The 18526-nt window shown below is 35.2% G+C and carries 18 protein-coding genes; 7 read left to right on the forward strand and 11 right to left on the reverse strand.

Annotated features, from left to right (window positions below; all coding sequences use genetic code 11):
* Positions 1 to 199: 199 nt before the first annotated feature.
* From EV197_RS11305 to gcvT, 3 genes are all read right to left on the reverse strand, one after another.
* Positions 200 to 619, reverse strand: coding sequence for a thiol-disulfide oxidoreductase DCC family protein (locus EV197_RS11305; RefSeq protein ID WP_130286867.1), 420 nt, complete (start codon positions 617 to 619; stop codon positions 200 to 202).
* 25 nt (positions 620 to 644) lie between these two features.
* Positions 645 to 1466: a sugar nucleotide-binding protein gene (locus tag EV197_RS11310; protein ID WP_130286868.1), complete on the reverse strand. Its 822-nt coding sequence runs from the start codon at positions 1464 to 1466 to the stop codon at positions 645 to 647.
* 115 nt (positions 1467 to 1581) lie between these two features.
* Positions 1582 to 2664, reverse strand: coding sequence for a glycine cleavage system aminomethyltransferase GcvT (gene gcvT, locus EV197_RS11315; RefSeq protein WP_130286869.1), 1083 nt, complete (start codon positions 2662 to 2664; stop codon positions 1582 to 1584).
* A 693-nt stretch (positions 2665 to 3357) separates the two neighbouring features.
* Between gcvT and EV197_RS11320 the strand changes: the two genes are divergently transcribed.
* Positions 3358 to 4263, forward strand: coding sequence for a M28 family metallopeptidase (locus EV197_RS11320; RefSeq protein WP_130286870.1), 906 nt, complete (start codon positions 3358 to 3360; stop codon positions 4261 to 4263).
* A 47-nt stretch (positions 4264 to 4310) separates the two neighbouring features.
* Here the strand turns inward: EV197_RS11320 and thrC are convergent, their stop codons facing one another.
* The 3 genes from thrC to thrA are packed head-to-tail and all read right to left on the reverse strand — an operon-like array spanning position 4311 to position 9027.
* Positions 4311 to 5603, reverse strand: coding sequence for a threonine synthase (gene thrC, locus EV197_RS11325; protein WP_130286871.1), 1293 nt, complete (start codon positions 5601 to 5603; stop codon positions 4311 to 4313).
* A 52-nt stretch (positions 5604 to 5655) separates the two neighbouring features.
* Complete coding sequence (locus tag EV197_RS11330) at positions 5656 to 6579, reverse strand: homoserine kinase (protein WP_130286872.1); 924 nt, start codon at positions 6577 to 6579, stop codon at positions 5656 to 5658.
* 3 nt (positions 6580 to 6582) lie between these two features.
* Positions 6583 to 9027 carry a bifunctional aspartate kinase/homoserine dehydrogenase I gene (gene thrA, locus EV197_RS11335; protein ID WP_130286873.1) on the reverse strand — a complete coding sequence of 815 codons (2445 nt, stop codon included), beginning with the start codon at positions 9025 to 9027 and terminating at the stop codon, positions 6583 to 6585.
* A 325-nt stretch (positions 9028 to 9352) separates the two neighbouring features.
* Here thrA and EV197_RS11340 point away from each other — a divergent pair, with 325 nt between their 5' ends.
* Complete coding sequence (locus tag EV197_RS11340; RefSeq protein WP_130286874.1) at positions 9353 to 10882, forward strand: NAD(P)H-hydrate dehydratase; 1530 nt, start codon at positions 9353 to 9355, stop codon at positions 10880 to 10882.
* A gap of 86 nt (positions 10883 to 10968) precedes the next feature.
* Complete coding sequence (locus EV197_RS11345; RefSeq protein ID WP_130286875.1) at positions 10969 to 11832, forward strand: anti-sigma factor; 864 nt, start codon at positions 10969 to 10971, stop codon at positions 11830 to 11832.
* Between the two features lie 18 nt (positions 11833 to 11850).
* Here EV197_RS11345 and xerD read toward each other — a convergent pair whose 3' ends face one another.
* On the reverse strand, positions 11851 to 12747 hold the full coding sequence (gene xerD / locus EV197_RS11350; protein WP_130286876.1) for a site-specific tyrosine recombinase XerD: 897 nt from the start codon (positions 12745 to 12747) through the stop codon (positions 11851 to 11853).
* A gap of 182 nt (positions 12748 to 12929) precedes the next feature.
* On the opposite strand from xerD, the gene EV197_RS11355 reads away from it, so the two are divergent.
* The 4 genes from EV197_RS11355 (at position 12930) to EV197_RS11370 (ending at position 15400) form a co-directional block, all read left to right on the forward strand.
* Positions 12930 to 13499 (forward strand): porin family protein, encoded by a 570-nt coding sequence (locus EV197_RS11355; protein ID WP_130286877.1) that lies wholly within the window; start codon positions 12930 to 12932, stop codon positions 13497 to 13499.
* A 99-nt stretch (positions 13500 to 13598) separates the two neighbouring features.
* Positions 13599 to 14231, forward strand: a complete 633-nt coding sequence (locus tag EV197_RS11360) for a porin family protein (RefSeq protein WP_165389048.1) — start codon at positions 13599 to 13601, stop codon at positions 14229 to 14231.
* An 18-nt stretch (positions 14232 to 14249) separates the two neighbouring features.
* Complete coding sequence (gene aroQ, locus EV197_RS11365; protein ID WP_130286879.1) at positions 14250 to 14669, forward strand: type II 3-dehydroquinate dehydratase; 420 nt, start codon at positions 14250 to 14252, stop codon at positions 14667 to 14669.
* Positions 14669 to 15400 carry a Dph6-related ATP pyrophosphatase gene (locus EV197_RS11370; RefSeq protein WP_130286880.1) on the forward strand — a complete coding sequence of 244 codons (732 nt, stop codon included), beginning with the start codon at positions 14669 to 14671 and terminating at the stop codon, positions 15398 to 15400. Before aroQ ends, EV197_RS11370 begins: the two co-directional genes overlap by 1 nt.
* A gap of 69 nt (positions 15401 to 15469) precedes the next feature.
* Here EV197_RS11370 and lpdA read toward each other — a convergent pair whose 3' ends face one another.
* From lpdA to msrB, 4 genes are read right to left on the reverse strand one after another with little or no spacing between them, the layout of a single operon-like run.
* The gene (lpdA, locus tag EV197_RS11375) at positions 15470 to 16861 is read right to left on the reverse strand and encodes a dihydrolipoyl dehydrogenase (protein ID WP_130286881.1); all 1392 of its coding nucleotides are present in this window, start codon (positions 16859 to 16861) and stop codon (positions 15470 to 15472) included.
* Between the two features lie 60 nt (positions 16862 to 16921).
* Positions 16922 to 17488 (reverse strand): uracil-DNA glycosylase family protein, encoded by a 567-nt coding sequence (locus EV197_RS11380; RefSeq protein ID WP_130286882.1) that lies wholly within the window; start codon positions 17486 to 17488, stop codon positions 16922 to 16924.
* Between the two features lie 8 nt (positions 17489 to 17496).
* The gene (locus EV197_RS11385; RefSeq protein ID WP_130286883.1) at positions 17497 to 18063 is read right to left on the reverse strand and encodes a collagen-like protein; all 567 of its coding nucleotides are present in this window, start codon (positions 18061 to 18063) and stop codon (positions 17497 to 17499) included.
* Positions 18064 to 18119: 56 nt separating this feature from the next.
* On the reverse strand, positions 18120 to 18524 hold the full coding sequence (msrB, locus tag EV197_RS11390; RefSeq protein ID WP_130286884.1) for a peptide-methionine (R)-S-oxide reductase MsrB: 405 nt from the start codon (positions 18522 to 18524) through the stop codon (positions 18120 to 18122).
* Positions 18525 to 18526 lie beyond the last annotated feature (2 nt).

An 18526-nucleotide genomic window follows, 5' to 3' on the forward strand; every position in this document is an offset into this window, starting at 1 on the left:
ATGAAAAGGCTTGTATTACCCGTTTTATTAATTGCATTTGCAGTTGTTTGTCTATGTATATTTCATTTAGAGACAATCGACAATAGAGTACGTGAAACTACATCCATAAACGAAGAATCTACAGAATTAGTTATTCAAAAGGCAGAAGAGGAACAACCAATCTCATCTTTAGATTAGTTATGGCTGTTCAGCAATTTACTCAGGCGTCCTGATCTAGAAATAAAGACCTTAACTCAGGAGTTGGAATTACACATTGTTCTTTTTTGCCAAACCATTTATATCTATTCTTTGCGATAAAATCGTAAATCCAATCTCTTAAAACCTTTGGGAAAATCAAAAAAATCGAGAGCAAGGGATAGAATCCAGACAGCTGTTTTGCTATTTGCAGGGCAGCTGTTGATTTGATATAGTAGGCTTCATTAGGATCGATTAAAATGATAGAGTCGATTTGAGTGGTATCAATACCTCGTTCTGAAGTCAATTGTTGACCTATTTCACTTTGTAAAGAAGCGTATCTAAAAATAGAATTCTTATCTCGCTTAATTATAAAATTTACAGCTCCGTTACACAGGTTACATACCCCATCAAACAAAATGATTTTATGTTTTACTGTTGACATATGACTTTAAACTAAAACTTACTATTTATTTGGGTTTGATGACAACTGATTCAATGACCTCTTCAATGGTTAATTGCAAATTTTTGGGTAACATATTATCTTTTGGTATCACCGCAAGATATCTGTCGTTATTGGAGTCAAAAACTTGCTTATAAATTGGATCGTCTAATGCTAACATATCACAAATCTCTCTAATCAGGTCATAATGATATGATAAATCTGTACTCCCTAAATGAAATACCCCTTTTTTATTGCGATTAATGATATAATGCACTTGCTGGGTGAGTTTAGCAATATGAGTGGCATTAATTATAACATTTGGAAATACCTCTATCGGGGCGTTTAAGTCGTGGAGCATTTTCAATTCTTCTACTCGTGGAGTTTTTGCCCCAAAAATCATCGGTATTCTTAGAATGGCGTAGCGGCTAGTAGGTAAGCGCATTAAGGCATTTTCAATCTTTATTTTAAAACGGCCATAAACACTTTCACTAAGCGTTTTATCATATTCATAGGATGGATAATTGCTAAAGGAGTCAAAAACATTGGCACTTGACAGGAATAATAGTTTTGATTTATGTTTTGTTATCCAGTTTATGATTCGGTAGTGCGCGTCCAATTGCGAATTAAAATTTCCGCGTATAGCAGAAACGATGACCTTTGGCTTTAGATTATCTAATAATATAGTGATATCTTCAAGCTCCATATCATACTGAAAAAATTTTTGATTTTTTTCGTAAAAATCATTATCCGTATGATAGGTACCATAGGTGTCAAAATAGGAATTGAGCTCCTTATATAAGGCGCTGCCTATAAATCCACTTGCTCCTATGATTAAGACTTTACTCAAAAATTGTTACTGTTTAATTGCTAAATGTTGCTTTTTATAAGTGTATAAAAAAAAGTTTCAAAATCACCTACTAACGTAATCTTGAAACTTCATAAATCTGTTTTTATTATGTGTCTTATCCTTTGTAAAATGGTAATTTAACTACGGTTGCTGGTATGGATTTTTTTCGCACCTGAATAAATACATTACTTCCAGGAGAAGCGTAACTTTTAGGTACGTATCCCAATCCAATTGCTTTTTGTAACGAAGGCGACATCGTACCAGAAGTTACGACCCCTATCACTTTACCTTGTTCATCTACAATATCGTAATCTTTTCTTGGAATACCTCTTTCCTCTATCTCAAATCCTACTAGTTTGCGCGATACACCTTCTTCTTTTTGCTTTGCTAAAGCTTCTGAGTTTATAAAATCTTTAGTAAACTTGGTAATCCAACCTAATCCAGCTTCTAGTGGACTAGTTTGGTCAGTGATATCATTACCATATAAACAGTATCCCATTTCTAAACGTAATGTATCTCTTGCAGCAAGACCAATAGGCTTAATTCCATAAGAAGCACCAGCTTCTAATACTTTATCCCAAATTTGCTTTACTTCTGTGTTTCTGCAATAGATTTCAAACCCACCACTACCAGTGTAACCCGTAGCAGATATAATTACATTAGGGATATCAGCAAAATCACCTACCACAAAGTTGTAAAAGGAAATCTCGCTAAGTTTTACCGAAGTTAATGACTGCATGGCTTCAGCTGCTTTTGGACCTTGAATAGCAAGTAAAGAATACTCGTCGGATAAATCTCTCATTTCTGCACCCATACTGTTATGAATAGTTATCCACTCCCAGTCTTTTTTAATATTAGATGCATTTACTACCAAAAGATATTTTTCGTCAGCTAATTTATAGATAATCAGATCATCAACAATTCCATTTTCATTGTTGGGTAAACAGCTGTATTGTGCTTTTCCATCCACCAATTTAGAGGCATCATTAGAACTTACCTTTTGAATTAATTCAAGCGCCTTAGGCCCTGTTATCAAAAACTCACCCATATGGGATACATCAAAAACACCGACGGCATTGCGAACCGTTTCGTGTTCAACGTTTACACCCTCATAAGAAACCGGCATATTATATCCAGCAAAAGGAACCATTTTTGCTCCCAAAGCTATGTGTGTATCGGTAAGTGCAGTATTCTTCATAATTAATGATAAATGTGGTTTAAAAAATCGAGCTCGAAAGTAACAAACTTTAAAGTGCTATACAATCTTTTCAATAATATTAAGTATATCTTAATACAACGAATAGGTTTAGCTGTTCAGGTTCTTACAAGTTATATAAATGTGTTATTCCTTTGTTTGTTAGGTAATTATGCTAAAGCTTTATTTTTGCAGCTTTACCCTTAACACGGTTCCGATTGTTCTTTGTAAGGATAAAGTAATTATAAATATTTTCTGAGACCTAGATTTGAGTAATAGTTCCCTGAATTATTAATTAAAAGTTGAGTACGGTACTAATTGTTAGGAATAGACTGCCTTCTTTTATGAAGTAGGCTAAGTATTTACTTTTTTAAGAATTACTACCCTAAACTAGGAAATTAATTAGTGTTGGATATTATTTTCACTGCTATATACATAATTTATCAATGGTTTTAATTTATATTTGATAAGAATATAGATTATTAAATCAAAATTTTCTAATTTCGCACTAGGTTTTTTATAACGGGGATATAAGAAATCGTCAGGGATAACAAGCTTTCGCACAATTTATACAGATGAATTATAAAAAGTGGTATGCTTTTTGTTATTTTTAAAACAACTAATCTTTTTCACATTTATAATTATGAATTGTAATATTTTAGATTGTTTTATAAATTTGAGTTAAAAGAGAAAAGAATGCAAATATTTAAAAATAACACGTATAAAGCACTTTTACTATTTATTGTTTTAGGTCTTCCGTTTCAAGTTTGTTTTTCTCAGTCAGAAAAGGATATCAGAGAAGCAGAAATTATTAACATCCAAAGAGAAATTGTAGGAAAGTTAACGGGTCATTTACCTATCAAAGGTAAGAAGACTATTGATAGTCGTCATTCGGATAGTGAGCGAAAACTAGTTGCTAACTATTTACAAGACGAATTAGAAGAGGCTGGTTTAAAGGCAGAAGAGAATACATATAACGTGCAAGATAAACGTGGTAATGTGTATAGTGGTACTAATGTGTATGCAGAAATACCTGCAACCAATGGTAGTGATGAATATATTATTATCTCAGCACATTATGATACCGTAAAAGATAGTCCCGGAGCAGTACACAATGCTACAGGAGTTGCGATAGCATTCTACACAGCTAAAAAACTAGCAGAATTAGAGCAGAGAAATAAAAACTTTATTGTGGTATTTTTTGACCAGTGGAAAGAAAACTTAGTAGGAACACGTATGTTTATTAAGTTGATCAAAGAAAAAGGTTGGAATGTTCATTCTATGCATAGAGCTGACTATATGGGTTGGGATAATGATGAAGATAGAGCTATTGAACTATTATCTTCTAATATAAGTTTGGAATCATCTTATCGTATTGAATCTCCTGTACCAATTTATAAAAGAATGGTGGCAATACCTGAAAGTAGATTTTTTGCCAATTTTGGTTATGAAACCGTTACTTTAACTGCCGAATTGAAGAATGCAGATAATTCTCCTTTTGTAAGTCAGGAAGATGATAAATATACTACGGTGAATTTTAAATATTTAGCATCCACTACTGAAATTGTATATAACGTAATGATTGCATATGCTACTAATTAAAAAAAAGCATAACTCTCAACTAATAATAAAACAGTTAAAAGGTTCCTCTATGACAGAAGGAACCTTTTTAGTTCTTCATAGTTTTGAATAGAAATGCTTTTTTTCTTTTTATGGAGTACAGATTGTATTTGCTCTGGTATAGCTAATTCTTGCGAAATTGTTTGCTCTACAATAGCTTTAAACTTTACTGGATGAGCGGTTTCAAAAAATACCCCGTATTCATCGGCAGCAATACCATATTTTAAAAGACCTAGATATCCCACTGCGCCGTGTGGATCCGCAATATAATTATACGTGGTATATAAGGTTTCTATGGCTTTTTTGGTTTCCTCATCATTAAAACTGAAAGCCGTGAACTTTTCCTTTAATAAGTTTAAGTCATTGTTAAACAGTGTGTTGATTCTAATAAAATTACTAGGGTCGCCAACATCCATCGCATTAGACAATGTAGCTATTGAAGGTTTAGGCTCGTATACACCATTTGATAAATAGCGAACAATAGTATCATTGCTATTGGTGGCTGCTATTAATTGCTTAACAGGCAATCCCAGTTTAAATGCGACTATTCCTGCACAGATATTCCCAAAATTACCACTAGGAACGGAAAGCACCAGGTCTTTATTTTTAGATTTGAGTTGTTTGTAGGTAAATAAAAAGTAAAACATCTGGGGTAACCATCTGGCAACATTAATTGAATTGGCAGAGGTCAATTGAACTTTCTCCGTGATATCACTATCCATAAAAGCAGTTTTTACCATGCGTTGGCAATCATCAAATACACCATCAACTTCAAGTGCAGTAATATTTTTACCTAGGGTAGTTAATTGCCTTTCTTGTATGTCGCTTACTTTGCCTTTGGGATATAAAATAGTTACATCAATTCCTGGAACTCCTAGAAAGCCTTTAGCAACTGCACCTCCTGTATCTCCAGAGGTTGCAACCAATACATTTACTTTATTTTTATTAGCACGGTTGAAGTATCCTAAACACTTCGCCATAAAGCGAGCACCAACATCTTTAAAAGCCATAGTGGGCCCGTGAAATAATTCGAGTGTGGCGATACTACCTTTTTTTACTTCCACCACAGGGAACTCAAAGTTCAAAACATCCTTAAGAATAGCTCTTAAGTCATTTTCTGGAATCTCATTACCTACAAACTGAGCTATGGCTTGATAGGCAATTTCAACTTCATCGTATTGTTCAATATTTTCAAAAAATGATTTGGGCAAAGGATGTATGTCTTCAGGAAAGTACAACCCTTTATCTGGTGCAATTCCTTTTATAATAGCTTCAGAAAAAGTTACTTTAGGAGCGTTATGATGTAAGCTATAGTATTTCATTTGTTTGTTATATAACATTAAGCATTAACGTGTTATTTTTTTATGTGAAAAATCACGGAATAACTCGTATTCCTTCGGGATTAATTTTCGAAATATGGATGTCATAATCTAATTTTGTAGTTGCATACACTTCACCCATAAATTGTCCAACTTTATGGGCTATCTCTCTTCCCTTACTCAATGCAAAAATGGATGGCCCAGACCCAGATATACCGCAGCCCAGAGCTCCTGCTATAACAGCTTCATATTGAACTTCTTTAAATGCAGGGATGAGTATGCTGCGTAGAGGCTCAATAATAACATCCTTTAAGCTTCTACCAATTAACCCGTAATCATTCGTATATAAACCAGCAATTAAACCTCCGAGATTACCCCATTGCGTAATGGCTTGTTCTAGGGTTACGTTTTTTTTAAGCACCGACCTAGAATCCGAAGTCTTAATTTCGATATGCGGATGAATCACTGTAGCATAAAGATCGGCGGGTGAGGGCAGTCCTATTACTTCTAGAGGATCGTAGCTTCGCACTAAAGTAAAGCCTCCCAAAAGGGCAGGGGCTACATTATCCGCATGGGCATTACCACTAGCCGCACGTTCTCCTTCCATTGCAAAAGGTATGAGCTCCTTAGCTTTTAAGGGGCTTCCTAGTATTTGGTTAACCGCCCATACAGCTCCGGCACTGCTAGCGGCACTACTGCCTATTCCACTACCAGCTTTAATTCCTTTTGTGATAGTAATATGGACACCAACATTTTTCCCTAAATGCTCTAAAAGCGCCTTAGTTGCTACCCCGGCCACGTTTTTTTCAGGATCTGTGGGAAGGTTAGCACCATTGATGATTTCAATACTAATCCGCGGAGTGTCCGTTAACGAAACCTTCATTTCATCTCCAATAGTGTCCAAACAGCAACCTAAGACATCAAATCCACATGATAAATTGGCAATAGTAGCAGGCGAAAAAATTTTTATTTGCTTCATGGATTAATTCTTTCCTAGTCTAATAATATCCGCAAAAATTCCTGAGGCAGTAACTTCAGCTCCTGCTCCGGCTCCTTTTACTTGTAGCGGTTGAATAGGGTATCTTTCTGTAAAGAATAATACAATATTATCACTCCCCTCAAGGTTATAAAAAGGGTGTTCTTTGGGTATGAATTGTAAACCGACTTTAGCTTTGCCATTTTCAAATTGTGCCACATACTTTAACTTACTATTTTTGGCATCAGCTTCCTCGAGTAATGTACTGAAATGATCTTCGAAGCCTTGTAAAGATTTAAAAAAATCATCTACACTGTCGGTTTCGAGGCATTCCTTTGGTAAAAAGGAGTCATTTTCGATATCATTTAGTTCTAAAATATACCCACTCTCTCGTGCTAAAATCAATATTTTTCTGGCCACATCAACACCACTCAGATCAATTCGTGGATCAGGTTCTGTATATCCTTCCTGCTGTGCTTGTTTAACAATATCGTAAAAGCGTTCACCTTTTTTATAATTATTAAAAACAAAGTTGAGACTACCCGATAACACCGCTTGTATTTTATGAACTTTATCTCCGGAAGCCACAAGATTATTGAGCGTATCAATAATAGGAAGACCAGCTCCTACATTGGTTTCAAATAAAAATGAGGCGTTGTACTTGCGAGATAAATCTTTTAATTCATTATAGTTGGCATAAGCATCTGCACAAGCAATTTTGTTACAAGTAACCACAGCTATACTTTCTTGCAAGTAATTTTTGTACACATTGGCGATGGCTTCGTTAGCAGTATTATCGACAAAGATAGAATTACGAAGATTCAATTCTTTTGCTTTTTCAAAAAATTGGGATGGATCGGATTGTTGTCCTTGGGCTAGTAAGACCTGCCATTGTGTTAAATCGATACCACTTTCATTAAAAATCATTGTTTTTGAATTAGAAAGTCCAGTAACTCTAATTTTGAGGCGGAGATTATCTTTTAAATATTTTCGTTGTTGCTGCAATTGATCGATTAGTTTACCTCCAACATTACCAACCCCTGTAATAAATAAATTTAATTGTCTGGTTTTTACCTCAAAAAAACGTTCGTGTAAGGTGTTTAAGGCTTTCTTGATATCTTTTTTAGCGATAACTACTGAGATGTTTTTCTCAGATGCTCCCTGAGCAATCGCCCTAATATTTACATTGTTTTTACCAAGAGTACTAAACATTTTACCACTGATACCTTGATGATGGTACATATTATCTCCGACTAGCGCAACGATAACCACATCGTTTTCAATCTTTACTGGTTCAATCTTATGTTTATCAATTTCAAATTCAAAAGTAGCATCAAGCACTTTTTTTGCTTTTGCAGCAACCTCAGCTGCTATCGCCAGGCATATAGAATGTTCTGAGGAGGCTTGTGTAATTAAAATGACATTAATGCCTTCGAGATATAAAGCCTCAAATAGTCTTTTTGAAAAACCTGGTATACCAACCATTCCGCTTCCCTCTAATGAAAGAATGGATATATCATCTATATGGCTAATACCCGTCACGGGCTTTAATTGATTATCAACAGATCGGGTTATTAAGGTCCCTTTTGCTTCTGGCTCAAAAGTATTTTTGATATGAATTGGAATATTTTTATCTAAAACGGGGTGTATAGTTGGGGGATAAATTACTTTGGCACCGAAATGTGATAATTCCATAGCCTCATGATATGACATATGATCCACTGGTTTTGCTTGTTTTACAAGCTTAGGGTTAGCTGTGTACATACCGCTTACATCTGTCCATATTTGAAGCTCTTCAGCCTCTAAAGCTGCTGCTATAATAGCTGCGGTATAGTCAGATCCACCTCGACCTAAGGTAGTGGGGTCTCCATTTTCTGATTTAGCTATAAAACCAGGAAATAAATGTACATCACCAGAAGTAGTAGTATCGTATGCTGAGAAACGTTTATTTGTCTCTATATAATTAATGCCTACCTGACTATTATTATTTCTAATGATAAAATCTCGTGAGTCGTTTAATTGGATAGTAACGTCTTTTGCTTTGGCAGCGTGATACAATATGTACGATGATAGTATTTCTCCAAAACTAGCTAACACCGCAGATGTTTTGGGAGACAATTCATTGAGTAAGAAAATACCTTCGCACAGAGATTCTAATGTATTTATTTCTGCTTTGATTTTACTGATTACAGGGCTTTGCACTGCAATAGGAATAAGATCTTTGATAGCTGAAATATGGCGATCTTCAATCTCATTTATAATTTCTTTATAGGACTCCTGGCCCTTAGCGGCTTTTTCTCCTGCTTTTAAAAGTAAATCGGTAACTCCTCCAAAAGCGGATACCACGACATACACTTTTTGATCTCGTGATTGTTGATCAATGATATCAATAACTTTTTTGATATTGGCAGCGTTGGCAACAGAAGAACCTCCAAATTTTAGAACGTTCATTATTATTTTTTTTAAGTGAATAGTTGACTAAAGTAATGTTCGGTTACCATTAAGGTAACTTACTACTAGTATACGATGGTATATATAGAAAATTAACCCCTAGGGGTAATGGTAGTAGTCATAATAATAGTGTCCTGCTTTTTATATAAAGCGGCATGTAGGTGTACAGCTATTATTGATGAAGTAGTTATCATTTGTCTACCATTTATTAGGTTATCAAATGTATAATTTTTTAATTTTAGACAAAATTAATCAATCAAAAACCTTAAATTTTTATTAGGTTCATAATTTTGTCCCTCTTTTGTTAAAGAATAATTAAAGATATATGAAAATATTATCAGCAAATCAATTAAAAGAAGCTGACCAGGTTACTTTAGAAAACCAGCAGATAAGTTCACTTGACTTAATGGAGCGAGCAGCCTCACAGGTATTTAATTCTATTCATCAAAAATTAAAAGGTGCCCCGATACTGATACACGTATTTTGTGGAATAGGAAATAATGGGGGAGATGGCTTAGTTATTTCAAGATTATTGCTAGAGCATGGATATACTGTTAAGACATACATAGTAAACTTTAGTGAGCATCGTTCACCTGAGTTTTTAGACAATTATGATCGGCTTAAAAGCATGAGCAAAGAATGGCCTATTCAGTTAAGGTCTGAGGAAGATTTTCCAAAAATTGCTAGACAAGATATGGTTATCGATGCGATTTTTGGGATTGGATTGAACCGTCCCATGGTCTCTTGGGTTGTGGATTTGGTGAAACATATTAATGAAGCACGTTGTTTTACATTAGGAGTGGATGTGCCTTCTGGTTTATATTCAGATAAAGCACCAGATGATCCAAATGCTGTAATTGTTGCTTCTACCACAGTCACCTTTCAATCTCCGAAAATGGTGTTTTTCTTACCGCAAACAGGTAAGTATACCGAAAACTTCGAAGTTATAGATATTGGATTGGATAAAGATTTTCTTCACCAGGTAAATCCTCAAGCGTTATTATTTCATAAAAGAGAAATTAGTACTTTATATAAACCAAGACCCAAGTTTTCTCATAAGGGGACTTATGGACATGCGGTAATTATTGGTGGGAGCTATGGAAAGATTGGTAGTACCATATTAGCAAGTAAAGCTGCACTTCGTATAGGTGCAGGTTTAGTAAGCGCATATGTACCTGAATGTGGCTATATACCGTTACAAACATCTAACCCTGAGGTTATGGTGATCACGGATGGAGAAAAAAACATTACAACTATTGATATCTCAATATCGCATAATGCTATTGGTATTGGCATGGGGTTGGGTACTTCTGATCAAACTACAACAGCATTTATTAAATTCTTAGAACAAAATAAATCTCCATTAGTTATTGATGCCGATGCAATTAATATTTTGGCTAAAAATGATAATTATAAAGAATTGATACCAGAAAATGCTATTTTGACGCCTCATCCTAAAGAATTAGAACGCTTAGTAGGTAGCTGGGAGCACGATTTTGAAAAAATCGAAAAGGCTAAAGCATTTTCAAAAAAATATCATTGTATACTGATAATTAAAGGTGCCTATAGTATAGTGGTTGCAGGTAATAATTTGTATGTCAATAGTACAGGTAATCAAGGTATGGCTACTGCGGGTAGTGGTGATGTATTAACGGGGGTTATAACAGGGTTGATTGCTCAGGGATACGATCCATTACAAGCGTCTATATTTGGTACTTACTTACACGGCAGAGCAGGAGATATTGGTGCATCCAAGAAAGGTTATGAATCCTTAATTGCGGGAGACCTCATTACTAATTTAGGTAATGCCTACGTCGATTTGTTTAAAAGAGAAGCTACAAAACCTGAAAATTAACTACTATAAAAGTTTCATAAAACGTTAGTTTTTTACAATTTTATAGAACATATTGAGTTGTTAATTCAACTTAAAAACATAAAATTATGAAGAAACAACTGCTTGCTGTACTAATATTATTAGTTGTTATAGTTCAATCTTGTTCCAAAGATGATGGGCCTCCTGTAGTGACGCTTGATGTCGATACCATTGGATTAGAAACATTAACAGGCGGGACCTCATATCAAGGTTGGTTGGTTGTAGATGGCGTATCAAAACCCACAGCCAAATTTACGAATCCCAACCAAACTATAGCGCTTACGGTATTACAGTCAGATGCTCAAGATGCTTCAGGTTTTTATATCACTGTAGAGGCTGTGGGCGACAATGATAACTTACCATCAGATGCAGTGGTCTTGTCAGGAACATTTAATGGAAACTCTGCGACATTGGATTTTGATTCTGTGGTTGGAGATTTAGCCAATGTTAGTGGAGAATTACACTTAGCTACGTATACCGATGATGACCCAGATAACGACCAGTTCGGTGTTTGGTTTAGTCAAGGATTAACTGCACCAGGTCTAAGTTTACCAGCCTTGGGATCTGGTTGGAAATATGAAGGGTGGGTTAACTTTGGTAATAGAACCGTTTCCACCGGTACATTTGATGATCCAGCTGCCACAGATGATGCCAATTTTTTCAGAGGATCAGGAGGTGTAGTACCTAATTATCCTGGTGAGGACTTTTTAATTTTACCAAGCCAAATACCACTTACAGGAGTTACTTTTCCTGCTGATGTTACTAATAGAACCGTATTTATTACTATTGAACCCTTTGAAGATAGAGACCCGGCTCCATTTTTTATTCGGCCATTGAGTGTCAACGTAGGAGCAATGACAGGTGCTGATAATCCGTACACTATGCTACCGAACACACAAGAGCCTTCAGGTAGGGTGGTACGACCCAATTAATTTTAAGATAGAAGGTCGTCATCGTCTTGGATGATAATTAAGCATAATATGATTAAGGTGGCTCGTATCTAGGTGCATATAGATTTCAGTAGTGGTAATACTTTCGTGACCTAACATTAATTGAATAGCTCTAAGATCAGCGCCATTTTCTAGTAGGTGTGAGGCAAAAGAGTGTCTAAACGTATGCGGGCTTACATTTTTTTGTAAGCCTGCTTTTTCAACAAGCCGTTTTACAATCGTAAAAATCATGGCCCTTGTTAATTGACGCCCTCTTCGGTTAAGAAATAAAGTATCTTCGTGCCCTGATTTAATATCTAAATGATTGCGAGTATTGTCTTTATAGGAGTTGATATAGTTTTGTGTAATTTCGCCAATAGGGATAAAGCGCTGTTTATTTCCTTTACCGGTGACACTGATATAGCCTTCGTCAAAAAATAAATCCGATAATCGTAAATTTATCAATTCACTTACACGCAGTCCACAACCATATAAAGTCTCGATAATCGCTCGATTACGTTCGCCTTCGGCTTTACTTAGGTCTATTTGCGCTATAAGTTCATCGATCTCATCCACAGACAAGGTGTCCGGTAAATTTCTCCCGATTTTTGGGGTTTCGATTAGATCCATTGGATTTGTTTCTCGATAATCTTCAAAAACTAAATAGTAAAAAAAGCTTTTAAGACCAGATATGACTCTTGATTGAGATCGTGGGTTAAGTTCTTTGGAAATCGAGTATATAAATTGTTGCACCGTTTCTTGATCAATATCAAGAGGAGACTTTATTATTTTATGATTTTCTAAATGGTCCATTAGTTTTTTGACATCTAAAACGTAACTAGCCACTGAATTAGACGATAACCCCCGTTCAATTTTGAGATAATGCGTGTATTCTTGTAAAGCAGATTTCCAGTTCATTTTAAATAATTAATAATCAGATCAATATATAATTGATAAATATTAAGCAAGACTCTTAAATTAATAATATCCATTCGACAAATTGCACTTTTTTAACGATTAAACGAAAAAATTTGTTAAAATTTGTATGCAATTAAATTAAAAATATTTAGATTCGACAAAATTTTAAACAAACAATTATTATGAAAAAACTAATTTTGACTGCTATGGCAGTGGCTACATTTGGTTTTATGAGTGCCCAGGAAGAAGGTATTCGTTTTGGTGCAAAAGCAGGTCTTAACATCGCATCTATCACAGGAGATGATACAGATGATTTAGACTCTAGAACTTCTCTACATATTGGAGCAGTTGCTGAAATTCCAATTTCTGAAAAGTTTGCTTTTCAACCAGAACTTTTATACTCGGCACAAGGAGCTAAGCAAGATATTGGAGGAGATGACCTTGTTTTAGCTTTAGATTATTTAAACTTACCTTTAATGGCTAAGTACTATGTAGCTGAAGGCTTCAGTTTACAAGCAGGACCTCAAGTTGGTTTTTTACTTTCCTCAAAAGTTAAATTGGATGGTGATTCTGTAGATGCCGAAGGAGTAAATGATATTGATTTTGGTCTTAACTTTGGTCTAGGATACCAATTAGATATGGGGCTATTCTTTGACGGTCGTTATAACTTAGGTTTATCTAATATCAATGATGAAGGTGATTCCGATAATCAGAATGGTGTAATCCAATTTTCTGTAGGTTATAAATTTTAAGAAATTTAATTCAAATAGAAAAAAGGTGCTCAGTTTTGAGCACCTTTTTTATTTAAGGTAAAACACCTATTTTTACTCAAGATGATAATTAATATACGTATGTTAAACAAAATAATACCAATTCTAATAGCCCTATTTCTTATAAACCTATCTTGTTTCGCTCAAGATGAAGAACGACTATATACACGAGCAGGTTTTAAGATAGGTCTCAATTACGCTAATGTTAGTGGTGATCTTGATAGTGATGCACGGACTAGACTACATCTGGGAGCTGTTTTAGAATTTCCGTTAAACTATAAAACTTTTATACAGGTAGAGGCGCTGTACTCAGCTCAGGGGTATACCATAGGTTCTGGTGATGCAGAGAATGATATCAGTCTCAACTATTTGGCCTTGCCAATCATTGGTAAATATGAGTTTGCTAAAGGGTTCTCTATAGAAACGGGCCCCAGGTTTGCCACCTTAGCCTCTGTTACTGACTCTGAAAATACAGATACCGATGAATTTTATGATTCGTTTAGTGATTTTGATTTTGGTTGGGATATAGGTTTAGGATATAAATTTGAAAGTGGAATGTTTTTCCAGGCAAGATATACGTTTGGCTTATCTGATATTAATAATATTCAAGGGAGCAACAGTTCATTTAATACCAGTCTTGCTCAGCTATCCATAGGATATCTTTTTAAAACTCGCAATAACAGAAGGCCATTTGATGAACAACAAGGCAATTAAAAAATAAATAAAAATTTAATGAAGTTAATTATTGTTAACGGTCCTAATCTTAACTTACTTGGTAAAAGAGAACCAACTATATATGGGAATCAAACCTTTGAAGCTTTTTTTAGTACACTTCAATTTAAATATAAAGAAATTGAATTGGCATATTATCAATCGAATATAGAGGGAGAACTGATTTCAAAAATACAGGAGGCTGATGATGAATTCGATGGAGTCATCCTAAATGCTGGGGCATATACGCATACATCAATAGGTATAGGGGATGCGGTTAAAGCTATAGAAAAACCTGTTATTGAAGTTCATATTTCCAATACCTATGCTAGAGAATCTTTTAGACATCAATCGTATATATCGGCCAATGCTGCCGGCGTAATCCTAGGTTTTGGATTGCAAAGCTATGAATTGGCTATTCAACATTTTATTTTAAAATAATGGGGTTAACCTATTTTAATTGGAGTAGTGGTAAAGATTCTGCACTAGCTTTATATCAAATTCAAAAATCGCAATTTTTAAAGGTGTCTAAATTAGTTACCACAGTTAATGCTGAATATGATAGAGTTTCTATGCATGGGCTGCGAATAGAGTTATTGGAACAACAGGCACAACAGATGAATATTCCACTTCATAAAATTTTTCTACCAGGTAATGTTTCTATGAAACAATACGACTCTATTATGGTAGATGAAATGAATTTATTAAAACGTCAGGGCTTTACGGATTGCATATTTGGAGATATTTTTCTGGAAGACTTAAAAGCGTATCGCGAAGCAAAACTACATACAGTTGGTATAACTGCGCATTTTCCACTTTGGAAAAAAAACACCAAACAGTTGATGGAGTCTTTTATCGAAGATGGTTTTAAAGCGATTACAGTTTGCGTCAATGCTAACTATCTAGATGATACATTTTGTGGTCGAATTATTGATGAAGCATTCATAAATGAATTACCAGCAAATGTGGATCCCTGTGGAGAAAATGGGGAGTTTCATACGTTTGTTTTTGATGGTCCAATTTTTTCAAAACCCGTAGATTTTGAAATTGGAGAAAAGGTATTGCGCACTTATGAACTTTCCGAGGATGATGAAGATAATTGTTTTTCTAAAAAGGATGAACCGGCCAATTGGGATAATTCATTTTGGTACTGTGACTTACTACCCAAGTGACGTCATCTTTATAAAAAAAAGACTACCTAAAATAGATAGTCTCTTCTTATATTGTTTTTTTGATATTTTTTATAAATGGATCACCTCACCATAGGCATCAGCGACGGCTTCCATAACCGCTTCGCTCATCGTTGGGTGTGGATGTACTGCTTTAAGTACTTCGTGACCTGTCGTTTCTAGTTTTCTACCTAATACAGCTTCAGCGATCATATCGGTAACTCCAGCACCAATCATATGACACCCTAGCCACTCACCATATTTAGCATCAAAAATTACTTTTACAAATCCATCTTTAGTTCCGGCAGCACTGGCTTTACCTGAAGCAGAGAAGGGGAATTTACCGATTTTTAATTCGTAACCAGCTTCTTTAGCTTCTTTTTCGGTCATACCAACACTTGCAATTTCTGGTGATGCATATGTACAACCCGGAATATTACCATAATCAAGGGCTTCCACGTGCATTCCGGCAATTTTTTCCACGCAGATGATACCTTCAGCAGAGGCAACGTGTGCTAATGCAGGTCCAGGTACCACATCTCCGATGGCGTAAACACCAGGGATATTGGTTTGGTACCAATCGTTAACTACAATTTTATCTCTATCGGTAGCAATACCTAATTCTTCTAAACCTATGTTTTCAATATTGGTTTTAATACCTACAGCAGATAATACTACATCAGCCTCAAGTACTTCTTCACCTTTTTTAGTTTTAACGGTAGCCTTAACGCCATCACCACTAGTATCTACACTTTCTACAGAACTATTGGTCATTACTTTGATTCCGGCTTTTTTAAAGTTTCTTTCAAATTGTTTTGAAACCTCTTCGTCTTCTAAGGGTACTAAATTAGGAAGAAATTCAACAATGGTTACTTCTGTTCCCATAGCGTTATAGAAATGAGCAAATTCTACACCTATAGCACCTGATCCAACCACTATCATTTTTTTAGGTTGTTTCGGTAAGGTCATTGCTTTACGGTACCCGATAACTTTTTCACCATCTTGAGGTAAATTAGGTAATTCTCTAGATCTTGCTCCTGTGGCTATAATGATGTGTTTGGCTTCATATTCCTTTTCATTTCCATCTGTATCTTTAACCGAAACTTTACTTGCACTTTTTAATTTACCAAAACCTTCAATTACGTCAATTTTGTTTTTTTTCATCAAAAACTGAACTCCTTTGCTCATACCTTCAGCAACACCACGGCTTCTTTGAACTACCGCATCAAAATCTTTATCAAATTTATCTACTGTTAAACCATAGTCTGAAGCATGTTTAAGATAATCAAAAACCTGGGCACTTTTTAATAGTGCTTTTGTGGGTATACAACCCCAGTTAAGGCATACACCACCTAAGCTTTCTTTTTCAATCACTGCGGTTTTGAAACCTAATTGAGATGCCCTGATGGCTGTAACGTATCCTCCTGGGCCACTACCCAAAACTATTATATCATATGAGCTCATAAATCGTTGTTTTTTTTGAATTGACGAATTTACGGATAATTGTGATAACCTAAAAGTGATTTACCTAAGCTTTGATTGAATTAACTTTTGAAGTGATGGTACTACTTCCGTTGTAAACCAAGGATTTTTTTTGAGCCAAATATTATTTAAAGGAGAGGGATGAGGAATCGGAAAGTAATTGGGTAAATACTCCTTAAAATTTTGTACACGCTTGGTCAACGTATGCGAATCGTTTAAATAATAATCCTGGGCATATTTACCAATTAAGATTTTAATATGATTATCGGGTATGTTTTTTAATATTTTTTGGTGCCATAAAGGAGCACAAAGTGGACTAGGAGGCAAGTCCCCTGTTTTACTTTTACCAGGATAACAAAACGCCATCGGTAAGATGGCGAATTGTTTTGTGGTATAAAAATCATGATTAGGAATACCTAACCACTCTTTAAGTCTTATGCCGCTTGGATCATCCCAGGCTTTATTTTGATAATGTGCCTGTCTTCCTGGTGCTTGACTAATCAAAAGTATAGAAGATGTATCACTAAATTTAAATATAGGATTACTACCTAAAGCTAAAAACTCAGCACATTTAGTACATTTTGAAATATTACTTTTTAGATGATCCAATAGCAATTTTATAATTCTAAATCGATAAAGTCTGAAGTGCTAAGATTTAATTTAGCCATTACTTTATCTAAGTCACTAACATCGTTTGTTTGCGCAAACTCTGAAGGAACAATTACAATTCTTAAAATCTGGTTGTCCGTAAAAGATGCTGGCAAAGAAGCAAAGTCATCAGACTCTAATATGATCTCTAAATCGAAGATACCAGTGGCATCATCAAAGATAAAGTTATATCTGTATTGTGCATAGCCCCCATCTGCAAAGAAAAATACTCTTGGCATAGGCTCCCAAACATCAGCTCCGTTTGCGTCTGATGCTACAGGGTCAAGTATATAAGCCAGAGCTACATCTGATTCAAAAACATCGATAGTATTAGGGACAGGGATATTTACAAACGCATCAAAGCCATTATCAGAGATAAAATCTACGTTATCTACTTCAAAGGTTTGTGCTAAAAACACACCGCCATCTTGCCCGTCTTGACCATCAAATCCTGGGGGTCCAGGAGGTCCTTGTGGTCCTTCACAAGACATAAATAATACTGTTGCTAAAAATAGAATTGAGAATATTCGTTTCATAGTTTATATGTTTTTGAGATTATCAGTTTTAGTGATATCAAGAAGCGTTCCAAAAATTACTTAGTAGTTGATTTATCAAAATTAATACTGATAGAATTTACACAATACCGCTGTCCAGTTTCGGTTGGACCGTCATCAAATATGTGACCTAGATGACTACCGCAATTAGCACATAAGATTTCCGTTCGGATCATACCGTGTGAAGTATCTTTAACATACTCAACACTTCCTTCAATCGATTTATCAAAACTAGGCCAACCACATCCAGCATCAAATTTGGACTCACTCGTAAATAAAGGTGTGTCACAAGCCATACAAGTATACGTGCCGTTTTCAAAATGAATGTTGTATTCACCGCTGAAAGGGCGTTCGGTTCCTTTTTGCCTTAGTATTTTATATTGCGCTTCAGTGAGTTGTTTTTTCCATTCCTCTTCAGATTTCTCTATTTTGTATTTTCCCATTG

This window comes from Aquimarina brevivitae, from assembly GCF_004216895.1.
Taxonomy (GTDB): Bacteria; Bacteroidota; Bacteroidia; order Flavobacteriales; family Flavobacteriaceae; genus Aquimarina; species Aquimarina brevivitae.